This window comes from uncultured Cetobacterium sp. (genome assembly GCF_945952365.1).
GTDB lineage: Bacteria > Fusobacteriota > Fusobacteriia > Fusobacteriales > Fusobacteriaceae > Cetobacterium_A.
Window position 1 is genome coordinate 20,111 of the sequence record NZ_CAMFHX010000028.1, and the last position, 13,183, is coordinate 33,293.

The 13,183-nt window shown below is 28.1% G+C and carries 14 protein-coding genes and 1 riboswitch; of the genes, 10 read left to right on the forward strand and 4 right to left on the reverse strand.

The genetic code is table 11. The annotated features are described in order from the left end of the window. The first annotated feature begins 9 nt into the window (after positions 1 to 9). The 4 genes from Q0O83_RS09615 to Q0O83_RS09630 all read left to right on the forward strand — a co-directional run bounded on the left by Q0O83_RS09615 (position 10) and on the right by Q0O83_RS09630 (position 4,321). Positions 10 to 1,341 carry a 6-phospho-alpha-glucosidase gene (locus Q0O83_RS09615; protein WP_294096567.1) on the forward strand — a complete coding sequence of 444 codons (1,332 nt, stop codon included), beginning with the start codon at positions 10 to 12 and terminating at the stop codon, positions 1,339 to 1,341. Between the two features lie 13 nt (positions 1,342 to 1,354). Beyond that, entirely contained in the window at positions 1,355 to 2,338 is a 984-nt protein-coding gene (locus Q0O83_RS09620) for an aldo/keto reductase (RefSeq protein WP_294096569.1), read from the forward strand. A gap of 224 nt (positions 2,339 to 2,562) precedes the next feature. Continuing rightward, positions 2,563 to 3,135 (forward strand): peptidylprolyl isomerase, encoded by a 573-nt coding sequence (locus Q0O83_RS09625; RefSeq protein ID WP_294096571.1) that lies wholly within the window; start codon positions 2,563 to 2,565, stop codon positions 3,133 to 3,135. A 22-nt stretch (positions 3,136 to 3,157) separates the two neighbouring features. Beyond that, the gene (locus tag Q0O83_RS09630; protein ID WP_294096573.1) at positions 3,158 to 4,321 is read left to right on the forward strand and encodes a hypothetical protein; all 1,164 of its coding nucleotides are present in this window, start codon (positions 3,158 to 3,160) and stop codon (positions 4,319 to 4,321) included. Positions 4,322 to 4,338: 17 nt separating this feature from the next. Here Q0O83_RS09630 and Q0O83_RS09635 read toward each other — a convergent pair whose 3' ends face one another. Next, entirely contained in the window at positions 4,339 to 4,626 is a 288-nt protein-coding gene (locus Q0O83_RS09635; protein ID WP_294096593.1) for a helix-turn-helix domain-containing protein, read from the reverse strand. A gap of 239 nt (positions 4,627 to 4,865) precedes the next feature. Between Q0O83_RS09635 and Q0O83_RS09640 the strand changes: the two genes are divergently transcribed. Beyond that, positions 4,866 to 5,459, forward strand: coding sequence for a DJ-1/PfpI family protein (locus Q0O83_RS09640; RefSeq protein WP_294096575.1), 594 nt, complete (start codon positions 4,866 to 4,868; stop codon positions 5,457 to 5,459). A gap of 15 nt (positions 5,460 to 5,474) precedes the next feature. Then, entirely contained in the window at positions 5,475 to 6,251 is a 777-nt protein-coding gene (locus Q0O83_RS09645) for a nitroreductase family protein (RefSeq protein ID WP_294096577.1), read from the forward strand. 300 nt (positions 6,252 to 6,551) lie between these two features. Here the strand turns inward: Q0O83_RS09645 and Q0O83_RS09650 are convergent, their stop codons facing one another. Continuing rightward, entirely contained in the window at positions 6,552 to 7,088 is a 537-nt protein-coding gene (locus tag Q0O83_RS09650; protein WP_294096578.1) for an XRE family transcriptional regulator, read from the reverse strand. A 180-nt stretch (positions 7,089 to 7,268) separates the two neighbouring features. Between Q0O83_RS09650 and Q0O83_RS09655 the strand changes: the two genes are divergently transcribed. Both Q0O83_RS09655 and Q0O83_RS09660 read left to right on the forward strand, forming a co-directional pair. Further along, positions 7,269 to 7,862, forward strand: a complete 594-nt coding sequence (locus tag Q0O83_RS09655; RefSeq protein ID WP_294096580.1) for a LysE family translocator — start codon at positions 7,269 to 7,271, stop codon at positions 7,860 to 7,862. Between the two features lie 414 nt (positions 7,863 to 8,276). After that, complete coding sequence (locus tag Q0O83_RS09660; protein WP_294096582.1) at positions 8,277 to 9,266, forward strand: aldo/keto reductase; 990 nt, start codon at positions 8,277 to 8,279, stop codon at positions 9,264 to 9,266. Positions 9,267 to 9,309: 43 nt separating this feature from the next. Here Q0O83_RS09660 and Q0O83_RS09665 read toward each other — a convergent pair whose 3' ends face one another. Beyond that, a complete protein-coding gene (locus Q0O83_RS09665; RefSeq protein ID WP_294096584.1) occupies positions 9,310 to 10,053 on the reverse strand; it encodes a hypothetical protein in 744 nt (247 codons plus the stop codon). 157 nt (positions 10,054 to 10,210) lie between these two features. Between Q0O83_RS09665 and Q0O83_RS09670 the strand changes: the two genes are divergently transcribed. Continuing rightward, complete coding sequence (locus Q0O83_RS09670) at positions 10,211 to 11,623, forward strand: PLP-dependent aminotransferase family protein (protein ID WP_294096586.1); 1,413 nt, start codon at positions 10,211 to 10,213, stop codon at positions 11,621 to 11,623. Positions 11,624 to 11,650: 27 nt separating this feature from the next. Beyond that, positions 11,651 to 11,822: riboswitch (cobalamin riboswitch) on the forward strand. Positions 11,823 to 11,847: 25 nt separating this feature from the next. Then, the gene (locus Q0O83_RS09675; protein WP_294096589.1) at positions 11,848 to 12,252 is read left to right on the forward strand and encodes a hypothetical protein; all 405 of its coding nucleotides are present in this window, start codon (positions 11,848 to 11,850) and stop codon (positions 12,250 to 12,252) included. A gap of 71 nt (positions 12,253 to 12,323) precedes the next feature. Here the strand turns inward: Q0O83_RS09675 and Q0O83_RS09680 are convergent, their stop codons facing one another. After that, positions 12,324 to 13,121: a Gfo/Idh/MocA family oxidoreductase gene (locus Q0O83_RS09680; RefSeq protein WP_294096591.1), complete on the reverse strand. Its 798-nt coding sequence runs from the start codon at positions 13,119 to 13,121 to the stop codon at positions 12,324 to 12,326. Positions 13,122 to 13,183: the final 62 nt, after the last annotated feature.

Consider the following 13,183-nt stretch of genomic DNA (forward strand, 5'->3'; position numbering starts at 1 on the left):
GAGGATATTATGAAAAAATATGTTGTAGTAATTGCTGGTGGAGGAAGTACATTTACACCTGGAGTGGTAAAAGCTTTATTGAGTAAAAAAAATGAGTTTAAACTAGATGAATTGAGAGTATTTGATATAGATGCAGAAAGACAAAGAAAAATCTCTGTTATAACAAAAAGTGTTGTAGATGAGATGGATCCAGGATTATTATTTACAGAGCATACAGATCCTGAATCAGCGTTTAAAGATGCAGATTTTGTATTTGCACAAATTAGAACTGGAAAATATGCAATGAGAGAGTTAGATGAGAAAATACCTCTATCTTTAGATACTATCGGACAAGAGACTTGTGGTCCAGGTGGAATGGCTTATGCATTAAGAGCAATTAAACCAATGGTAGAATTAGTTGATTATATGGAAAAATATTCTAAAAAAGATTGTTGGATGATAAACTATTCAAATCCAGCTTCAATAGTAGCTGAAGCTATGAGAAGATTAAAACCAAACTCTAGAGTTCTTAATATATGTGATATGCCAGTAGGTATGATGCAAAAAATGACAGATATATTTAAATGTGACTATGAAGAGATTGAACCAGAATACTTTGGACTTAATCACTTTGGATGGTTTACTAGCTTAAAAGTAAATGGAGTTGAAAGAATCGAAGAGATGAAATCATTTATAAAAGAGCACGGTTTATTCCCTGAAACAAATTATGACTTACAACATAAAGATGCCTCTTGGCAAAAAACATATAAAAATATGAAATATATATTAAATCTATTTGATGATTATATACCAAATACATATATGCAATATTACCTACTTGGAGACTTAGTTTTAAATCAATTAAATAAAGATTATACAAGAGCGAATGAGGTTATGGACGGAAGAGAAACAACTTTATTTAAAGCTATAGCTGAGTATGAAAAAACAGGAAATTATGATAGAGAAGCTTTCCATGTAGGAGCTCACGGGTTATTTATAGTTGATGTAGCAAACTCTTTAGCAAATGATTTAAATAAAAAATATCTAGTAATAGTTGAAAATAATGGTTCTATAAAAAATTTACCAGATGATGCTATGATAGAAATTCCTTGTTTAATCACTAAAAATGGACCAGTAAGTACATACGAAAACTTAGAGATTCCAACATTTAACAAAGGAATGATTGAGCAACAGTTAGCTTCTGAAAAATGTTTAGTTGATGCATATATGGAAAACTCTTATGATAAGGCACTAAAGGCATTAACTTTAAATAAAACAGTTTCATCGGCTTTAAAAGCAAAAGATATTCTAGATAGAATGATCGAAGCAAATAAAGATTTTTGGCCGGAATTAAAAAAGTAAATAGGAGAGAAAAATGAAATATAAACAATTTAAAGCATTAAACGATGAAAAATTATCTGCTGTTGGATTTGGTTGTTGGGCACTTGGTGGAACTTGGAATAATACAGAAGATAAAAAATCTATTGAAACTATAAAGCGAGCTGTAGAACTTGGAATAAACTTTTTTGATGTTGCTCCTATTTATGGAATGGGACATTCAGAAACAATTTTAGGAGAAGCACTTAAAGAGTATGATAGAAAATCTCTATTTATTGGTACAAAATGTGGTTTAATTTGGGATGAGAATAAAGTTGTGACTAAAAGTATTTCAAGAGAAAGTCTTTATAGAGAGTTAAATGCATCTTTAGAAAGACTACAAACAAGCTATATTGACCTATATCAAATCCATTGGCCTTTTGAAGGTATGGAGTTAGAAGAGGGTATGGCTACATTAATGGAGATGAAAGAAAAAGGGCTTATCAGATATATTGGGTTATCTAACTTCTCATTAAAAGATACAAAGAGATGTATGGAGCTAGCACAAATTTCAACTCTTCAAGGATTATATAATATGTTAGAACCAAACTCTGAAATATATCATCATAAACAATTAGAATATAGAACTAAAAATGAACTACTACCATTATGTAAAGAGAACGGGATGGCATTTTTACCTTATAGCCCTTTAATGCAAGGATTATTGACAGGAGAGTTTAAAAAGGAAAATAATTTTGATTCTTCGGATGATAGATCAAAAAATCCAAAGTTAAATGGTGAAAGATTTATAAAATATTACGATTGTGTTGAAGAGTTAAAAGAAATAGCAAAAGAGATTGGAAAGCCATTGTCTCAACTAGCTATAAATTGGCTAATTAATCAAGAGGAGATAGGACCAGTAATATGTGGAGCACAAATTCCAGAACATATAGAGGAAAATGTTAAGAGTACTGAATGGAACTTAGATATCCAATATTTAGATAAAATAGAAGAGATATTAAATAGATATAATTTAGATTAGAATTTTAATAAAAGTGAAAAACTAAGAGGCGATGTAAACATCGTCTCTTTTTTTAAATATTAAATAGAACACAAATAGTTAATTCAAGTTTCAAATTTTTCATTGTATTCAAGGGTTCAGGTAATATAAGTACGAACAAAATATAAAAACTATTGTTATATATTAATCTTTAGGAATAAGTGTTAAAATAATGAAACAAAAAAATTACGGGGGGAATAATTAATATGAAAAAAATAAAAGCAATTATTACTATGCAAGATAATCGAAATTTAACATTTGAACTGTATCCAGAAGTTGCACCAATAACCGTAAATAACTTTTTAGATTTAGCAAATTCAGGATTTTATGATGGCTTACCATTTCATAGAATAAAAAAAGATTGGGTTTTACAAGGTGGATCAACAGATGGAACATGTGAATCACCGACAGAGTTTTCTATAAAAGGGGAGTTCTCAGCAAATGGTGTTGAAAATAATATAAAACATAAAAAGGGAACGATATCAATGGCTAGATATGATCACTTTGATAGTGCTGGAGTTCAATTTTTTATTGTTCATATGGACTATGCTGAAAGCTTAGATGGTAAATATGCAGGTTTTGGTAAACTAATAGATGGTGAAGACCTTTTAGAAGAGCTTGCAAATGTGGAAACTGATACAACACCAGGGAAATTTAACCCTCCAATAGTTCCAGTTATAATAAAGAGTATAAGAGTGATTGAAGGAGATTTCAAACTAGGAGAAGTTGAAAGAATCTATCCAGCGGTATCAAAAGAATATACAGGAAATGCAAGTTAATCATAATTGAGGGAGGTTCATAATGCCAGGTATATTAGCTTTTACAATTTTAATAACCATATTTGCAGTAGGTGAGTATATAGCATTAAAAACAAAGGCAACATTTTCAACAGTTTTAGTAGCTTCGGTTTTACTCTTATTTGGATTTTGGATGGGACTTCCTAAAGATATTTTTGTGAAATCTGGAATTTTACCTGTCGGTGGAGTTTTAATAGGAATTCTTATTACAGGAATGGGGAATCTTTTAGACTTTGCAGAGCTAAAACGACAATGGAGAACAGTTGGAGTTTCAATATCTACTGTTATAATGGCAACGTCGATTGTATTTTTAGTAGGACAGCTTATTTTAGGACGTGACCTTGCATTAGCTGGAGCTCCTATTTTTGCAGGAAGCAGTACTGCATCCTTAGTTATGAATACTGAGTTAGTAAAACAAGGAAAAGATAGTTTAGCATTATTTGTAATATTGATGTTAGTTTGTCAAACTTTTGTAGGAGTTCCATTAGCTTCTTATCTTTTAAAAAATGCTGCTAGAAAATTTAAAAATAACGAGTCAGAACGTAATTTATATATGAATTCTTCAGAAGAAACTTCACTTGATAGTGAAAGAAAAATATTACAATTACCTGCTGATTTTGATAAACCATCATTTTCAATGGCAAAATTAGGATTAGTAACAGTTTTAAGTTTTTATATTTCAAAATTAACAAATGGAACTTTAAATTATATTGTTATTACTCTTATATTGGGAACTATTTTTACAGAACTTGGATTTTTAGAGAAAAATATTTTAGAAAAAACAAAAGCTTCGGGATTTATATTTTTTGCTTGTATAATGTTACTTTTTACAAATCTTACAAAAGCTGAAGCATCAGAGATAGTTTCATTAATTTTTCCTTTAATAGCAACTCTTGGAATAGGTGCTTTAGGGGCTTGTTTAGCGGGGTATATCTTTGGGAAGATATTTAAAGTTGAGACATATATGGCTATTTGCATGTGTTTAACTTGTATGTTTGGATTTCCAACGACTATGTTTATGTCAAATGAAGTAGCTTTTGCGATTGGGGAAACAGAGGACGAAGTAAAAGTTTTAGAAAACTATTTAAGGCCTAAAATGATTACAGCTGGATTTATCACAGGTATTTTTTCAATTGTAATTGCTGGAATAGTCGTAAATATTATATAAAAAAGTAAGTTTTATACTTACTTTTTTTTGTTAGATTCACTTCTTTCTTCTCCCCATTCAGCTAAAATTTTTAAAGCTGGAATTAAATTCTTTCCCAAATCAGTAATAGAATATTCGACTTTTGGTGGAATATCAGGGTATATTTTCCGACTCACAATTTGATGATCTTCTAATTCTCTCAGTGCCTCTGTTAAAACTTTTTTACTAATTCCAGGAAGAAGTCTTCTTAATTCAGCAAATCTAAGAGTCCCTTTATTTAAATGCCACAAAATAAGAAGCTTCCATTTCCCACCAATAATATCCATAGCTAAATTTAAAGAGCATTTATACTCAACACCATTTAGAATATATTTATTATTACAACAATCACTCATTGGAATCTGCCCTCCTATAAATTTTCAATTCTTGCTACACAGTTTAAAACTTTTATATTTTTTTGTCAACTAAAATAATTAGGTTACAAAAAAGTGCCTTCTTCTCATATTAGAAATAAGTGATATAATAGTTTTCATAGACATGAAATAAAAAATTAGGAGGAGAAATTATGAAAAAAATATTAATGTTAATTTTATCTTTAACGTTATGTTTAACATCTTTTGCAAAAGGAGGAAAAATAGCTTTTATTTTACCAGAAACAAATTACCAAGAAGCTGAAATTTTTAATCCAATTGACATTGTTAAAAAAGCAAATCTTCAATATGACCTTATAGGAATAAAAAAAGGAGAAATTGTTGGAGATAATGGAGGAATATTAAGAATTCAAAAGGACATAACTGAGATGAAGGATGAAGAATATGACGCAATTGTGGTTATAGGTGGTTCTGGAGGGCCGGCTTCACTATGGGAGAATACGATACTTAGAGAAAAAATTGTGAAGTTCAATGAAGAAAAAAAAGTTGTTGGTGGAATCTGTGCTGGAGCAGTTGCAGTTGCTAAAACAGGTATTTTAAATGGAAAAAAAGCGACAACTTATTCTGATTCACAATTTAAAGGATTTATAGATGAGTTAAAAAAAGTAAATGTTAAATTTGTTGATAAAAATACAGTGACGATAGGAAATGTCGTAACTTCTAATGGCCCGATTGGTTCAATAGAATTTGGTCATAAAATAGTAGAAATGGTAAATAAAACTAAATAAACAAGGAGGTAGAAAGTGATAAGAGTAGTTGTAGAGATTCAAGTTAAAGCTGAAAAAAAGTTAGAATTTTTAAATATAGCACAAAATTTAGTAGCAGAAAGCAGAAAAGAAAAGGGATGTATTGAATATAATTTAATAGACTCTGGAATTGAAAACCAATTATATTTTGTTGAGAAATGGGAAACTATGGTGGATTTAAAAAACCATGCAGCAGCGCCACACTCAAAAAAATATGGAGAGCTACTAAAAGAGCTAAAAGAGGTTGAATTACCAGTTGAGGTTTATGAAACAGAAAAAAGAGATTCAATTATTAAAAGAAGAAGTATTAGAAATTATACAAATGATATCGTTTCTAACGATATAGTTGATAGAATAATTCGTGCGGGAATGTTTGCTCCATCAGCAGGAAATCAACAAGGATGGGAATTTGTTGTTATTAGAAATAGAAAAATACTTGACGATTTAGCAAAGATGAGTCCGTATGCAACACCGTTAAATAAAGCTAATATTGCTATTTTAATTTTAGGAAATAAAAACGTTAGATTCCCACAAAATTTAGAGCAAGATTTAAGTGCTGCAACTCAAAATATTTTATTACAAATAACTGAAGAGGGATTAGGTGGAGTTTGGCTTGGAATATCTCCAGAAAACGATAGAATGGAGCTAGTAAAAAATAGTTTAAATTTAAATGATAATATAATTCCATTTGCGATTGTTCCTTTTGGTTATTCAACTGAAAAAGAAAAAATTGTAGATAGATATGATTTAACGAAAGTATGGAATATAGATTAATTGCTAAAGCACCTAAATATCTAGGTGCTTTATTTTTATTTAAAATTCACCCTTCTAGCTTATCTAATTAAATATATCCAAAATTTTGAAAGAATCTTTTTTTATAAAAATAAATGACTAAAGGAAAATTAATCAAAATATTGAATAAAAATAAAAAGATAATAGGTGGTGGTATTATGAAAAGTAATAATTCTAAAAAGATTTGTTTTAATAGAAAGAAAAAACAATTTAGCACTAACTATTTACTAATATTAGCATTTTTTATTTCAACAATATTTTGCTTGTTTTATGGATAAAAACTTATTTTTTTATTGAAAACCAATGAGTTATAGAAGGAATATTTCCAGAATTTCTATATTTATGAGGGGTATTTTTCTTTATATAGATTGAATCCCCCTCTTTCAATTTATAAATTTTTCTATCAGATAGATTTATTTCCAACTCCCCTTTTATAACAAGTCCAATTTCGTCATGAGAATGACTCCATCTTATATTTTCAGAAGTACACTCAGGATCTATAACAACATAACTTCCATTAAAATCTGGATTTTCAGGAATTAAATTATAATATTTTGTTCCTTCTTTACTTGATTTAAAAAGTAACTCTCTATCATCAGCTCTTAAAATAGAAACTGATTCTTTATCTTCTTTTAATAAATCTATTAGACTTATATCTAAAACTTGGCAAATTAATTGTAGATTTGCAATAGAAGGACTATTTATATCTCTTTCTAAATTACTTATAAATCCAACAGAAAGCCCTGTTTTTTCGGAAAGTTCTTTTATAGATAAACCACGATCTTTTCTTAATAATTTTATTTTTTCAGATATTTCCATTGTTTTACACCTATCTTTCTTAATTCTTTGCCTTTATTATATCATAAAAACTATTTTAGTACAAAATTCAAAATTCTGAAGAAATTATTCATTATTTTGTTGATTAAAACAAAAAATTATGATAATATCTTTCTATAATATTAATATTACAAACAAAATTAGAAAAAAGGACGGATTTTTATGACACTAAGTTTTTTATTTTCATCGCTAGCTGTTGCAGCAACACCTGGAATAGCGACTGTATACGTTTTGAATAACTCAGCTTCTTTAGGAAGAAGAGAAGGAATTATTTCAGCTTTAGGAATTATGACAGGAGGAATGATTTATAATATTATTGCTGCTGTAGGATTATCATCGTTAATATATCTTTTTCCAAATTTGCTTAGTGCTATAAAAATAGGAGGAGGACTTTATTTAATATATGCAGGAATAATGACATTAATAAGTAAAAGCACTGAAAGTCCCGATAACATAAATTCTGTAAAAAATAATTGTTATTTAAAAGGAATAATTACAAATTTAGCAAACCCTAAAATTTTATTATTCTTTGTTACATTTATTCCTCAATTTGTAAAAAATACAGATAATTACGGTATGGAATTTATAATGTTAGGAAGCACATATCTTTTAGTTGAAATTATGTGGTTTATTTGTTTAGCTACATTTATATCTATGTTTGTAAAAACTACAAACGGTAACTTTAAAAAATATATGAAATATATTTCTTCAGCAGTTTATTTAGCAATGGGATTAGTTCTTATTGTAAATCTTTAAAAAGACCTATAGATTAAAATAAAGAAAATATTATTTCAAAACATTTTTTTAATGATAATAAAGTAATGCATTGTGTTCTCAACTCTTTAAAAGGCTAAATTACAAATATATAAAAATAATTTTTATTTTGGATAATTTAGATGGAAAAATAGGAGGTTTTAAGATATATTTCTCTTAAAACCTCTTTTTCTATATTTTAAATCTCGCATTATATAAAATTATATCTCTTTTAATTTTATAATAATTTATATATTTAATTAGATTCTAGTAATATCAACAAAATATATCTCGTATTTTACATAAAATACGACCTTTAATAATATCTGAGTTTTTTATAATTGTTTTAATATAAAGTTTGTGTTATTCTTAATTGAAGATTTATTTTTATAAAATAACTTATACGGGGGTAAATTTATGAAATATAAAAAATTAGATAATTCAGAATTAACTGTTTCTCAAATTTGTATGGGGTGTATGGGATTTGGAGACTCTAAAGATGGACATCACTCTTGGACTTTAAATGAAGAGGAAAGTCACAAAATAATAAAAAGTGCTTTAGAAATCGGAATTAATTTTTTTGATACAGCAATAGCCTATCAAAATGGTAGTAGCGAAAGGTATTTAGGAAGTGCAATTAAAAAATATGCTAAAAGAGAGGATGTTATAATTGCTACTAAATTTTTACCTAGAACATCCGAAGATATAGCTAAAGGAGTTACAGGGCAACAATATATTAGAGATATGGTAAATAAAAGTTTGAAAAACTTAGATACAGACTATATTGATTTATACATCTATCATATGTGGGATTACAATACTCCTTTATATGATATAATGGACGGGCTTAATCAAATGGTTTTAGAAGGTAAAGTTAAATATCTTGGTATTTCTAACTGTTATGCTTGGCAGATTGCAAAAGCTAATGCTTTGGCTGAAAAAGAGGGGTTTAGTAAATTTATATCGATTCAAGGTCACTATAATCTGATATTTAGAGAAGAAGAAAGAGAGATGATACCGTTCTGTAAAGATCAAAATATCTCAATTACTCCATATAGTCCTCTTGCTGGAGGAAGACTTTCTAAGCCTGTTGGGGAGACATCAAAAAGATTTTTAGAAGATCAATATGCCAAATCTAAATATGATTTAACTAAAGAGCAGGATAATATAATTATTGAAAGGGTTTTAGAACTAGCAACTAAAAAGAATGTGACTATGACAGAGATTTCATTAGCTTGGCTTTTATCAAAAGGAGCTATTCCTGTTATGGGTGTTACAAAATTATCACATCTTGAAGGGATTATAAATGCTAATAATATTCAGTTAACTAATAAAGAGATTAGCTATCTTGAAGAACCATACATACCTCATAAGTTAGTTGGGATTCTTGCTGAAAATAGAGGTTGAAAAACAAAAAAGAGATTTAGAATATTTCTAAATCTCTTTTATTTTAAGTATTATACAGTTTAAAAAACTCTTCATTAAAAGGCAATTCAACAATTAGCCTTTCAGATGTTTTTCCAATGCTTTTTCTTTTAATTTTTATTCCAACTAGATCTTTTGTATTTTCACAATGAGTTCCACCACAAGGAACGATATAGCTACCACATTTCCAATACAGAGCCTCATTTTCCTCTGGATGAGAGAATATATTTATTGGAATATTTTTATCTATATATTCATTACAATGAGATTCTATTTGGGCTATTTGTTCTGGACTAAATTTAAAATCTATTGAGAAATCAAGTCTTCCATATTTATCAGTTATTTTAGCACCAACTATTTTTTTATCAATACCCCGAAACATCTCTTCTAATACCATTAAAGCAAGATGTAAACCAGAATGATGAAGAGTTGCTTGAGCTCTTTTTACACTATCTAACTGTATAAGAAATTTTTCATCTTTTTGGAATTCATAATTACTTTCTATATGATGTACAATTTGATTTTCTACTTTTATACTAGGAAAGTCACTTAAGAAAAGGTTTCTTCCCTTAATTTTTGTTGTATTATAAAATGGAATCTGAGAGCCATCTTTACATCTTATTAAGACTCCAACATCTCCTATCTGCCCTCCACCCTCTGGATAAGCAACAGATTTATCAAATACTAATCCATTTTCCGTTCTTTCAATTAAAATAGCTTCACATGATGTTTGAAATTGATTTCTATAATATATTTTTTCTGTTTTCATAATCGCTCCCTTAAACTTTATTGTTAATAAGATTTACAAATATTAAAAAAAATAGTATAACAGTGATATCAGTGAAATATATTTTTAATTTTACAAAACTATAACAGTTATGTCAATGTTATATATTAAAAACTGTAGTACTACAGATGGAGGTTTTATGAAAAATAACTCAGCAGAAAAGAAAATACCTATTTATTTAAAAATTTATGAAGACTTAAAAAATAAAATTGAAAAAAATGAATATCCAGAAAACTCTAAATTGCCATCAATTAGGCAACTTGCTCTAAAATATAAACTAAATAATATTACAATTATGAAAGCTTTTACTCTTTTAGAAAAAGAGGGGTATATTATAAAAAAACGTGGTATTGGAATATTTGTAAAATCTAAAGAATCTTTATTTTACAACACACCATCTAATAATCTTATTGAAACTTTTAAAGTTGGTCAATTAAAAGAAAATAATCGTATTAATTTTGCAAGTGGAACTCCTTCAGAAGATGTTTATCCATTCGAAATTTTTAAAAAATTATATAGTGATGTTTTAGAAGAATCTGGTCCTAAAATTATGCTATATCATCCTACTCAAGGTTTAGAGGAGCTTCGAGAAGTGATTAAGAAAAGTGTTGAAGATAAAGGTATTTTTGTATCTAAAGATGATATACAAATAACTAGCGGTTCACAGCAAGGATTGGATTTGATATTAAAAACACTTTCATCTAAAAGAAAAAGTAAAATAATCGTAGGAAATCCAACTTATCATGGAGCTTTAAACACTTTTAAAACAAATTGTAAAATTTATCCTGTAGAAATGGAAGAGGATGGCTTTAATCTTACTCAATTAGAAAACATCTTATCTGAAGAAAAAATATCTTTCATATATACAACAATGGATTTTAGTTGCCCCACAGGTGTTTCTTGGAGTGAAGAAAAGAAACAAAAGTTAATTTTATTAGCTAAAAAATATAACACCTTGATTGTAGAGGATGATTTTGCATCAGAACTTTCATTTTACAATACTCCTAGAACTTCTATAAAATCTTTAGATTCTGATAATAAGACTGTTATTTATATTAAATCATTTTCTAAAATAATTATGCCAGGCTTAAGATTAGCATATATGATAGTACCAACTGAGCTTATTTCTAAAATAGTAACGGTTAAGTTTACCACAGATATATCGACATCAGCTCTTGATCAAAAGGTTTTAGCTCATTTTTTGAAGGGTAATTTTTTGAAATTACATATAGAAAATCTAATTAAAATTTATAAAGAAAGATATCTTGTTTTAACTAAGAAACTAAAAGAGATACCCTTTATAGATGTTGTGTATAATATTGATGGTGGTTTTTATGTTTGGATAAAACTAAATGATACAATAGATTCGAGTCAATTTTACTTAAAATGTAAAGAGAATAATGTTTTACTTCTTTCTGGAAATGTTTTCTTTTTAGATAATCAGAAAAATCAATATTTCAGAGTGAGCTTTGCAACTACAGATATTCCAGAAATTATAGATGGGATAAATCGTTTAAAAAATTATATAAAAATATTTGACAAAACCATGTAAAATGAGTTATAAAAGTATTGGAGAAATTAAATATTAAAATTTTTAGGTGCTTCGGCATAACAAGGAAGTAGGTGAGATTCCTACGCAGCCTCCGCTACTGTAATGAGGATGAAACTATATTAACCACTGGATATTTCTGGGAAGGATAGGAGTAAAATGATTCTAAGTCAGGAGACTTACCTAAAAATTACACAAAAATTGTTAGGAGTGAACAAGGAGTGAATATGAGTAAAGATCTAAAATGGGATTATGAAAAATTTAAAAAGTTTGACAGTTTTATCAGAGAATTTAAAACTTATAGTGATGTGCTTCAATTTTTAAATGAAGTTCTCACTATTATGAAAGAGAAAAAAGAGTTTCTTAACAACATTACAAAACTTAGTGCTGAAGAACAACTTCTACTTTTCTATCTAAAGAAAAAAAAGAATTTTAAAAATATCAAAGATTTCTATAAAAATTATGTTGAATTTTGCCAAGAATGTTATATTTCATTGAATAACAATCTATACGAATCTAGAAAATGGGAAAAACAAGCTGTATTTCATATCAATCAAAAAAGTAGCTTTTTAATTAAATTAGAAACGATTCAAGCTAATCTAGTTTCTGTTCAAAATAATTTTTTGAATTAAAATAGCTTTTTAAATAAAGTAGGTATCTTAAAAATAATTTTAAGATACCTTCTTTTTCAATTTAATTAATTTTATTCTCTCTCTTCTGGATAAACTAATCCCCATTCTTTACGAAGATTTGTCATTATATCCATAACCTCTTTTGTTATTTCTAAACGAGTAAGTTTAGATTCACCAGATATAGCTTTTTCCATATCTAACATCTCATAATAAAGAGCATCTTTAGTGTCTCCAATCTCAATAATCTCTGTTGCACCTGTCTCTGTATAAACTATTGTAGCTTTTTGAGCTCTTGGATACTCCATTATTTCTATATAACCTTTATCGCAAGAAATAACAGCACGCTTAGGTTGTTTTGAATGTAGTGTCAAAGCTATTGTTGCCATCTCTTGCTTTTCATTCATTAATAGTATTCCAGCTTGCTCATCTACTCCTGATGGAGCAAATTTAACTTGACTTGATACTTGAGTTATCTTCGCAGACATAAATAATCTAGCAAATGATATTGCATATACTCCTATGTCTAAAAGAGCTCCTCCAGCAAGATTTGGATTAAAGAAACGATTTTCCATATCATACTCTTTATAACTTCCAAAATTTAATTGAATCATTCTTAGCTCACCCAATTTTCCAGAATCAATTCTATCTTTTAAATCTTTATAAATTGGCATATGGAAAATTGTCATAGCTTCAGCTAATACAACATTTTTTTCTTTAGCTAAAGTAATAGCTCTATCTAACTCATCACTATTTAACGTAATAGCCTTCTCACAAAGAATATGTTTGCCATTTTCAATCGCTTTTAACATAAAATCAATATGAGTATTATGAGGCGTTGTAATATATATTACATCTACATTCTCATCCACAAATAGTTATAGCAATAGGTAAGGCTTTGAAGTTATCTCCACCTTTTCCCCTGCTCCACACC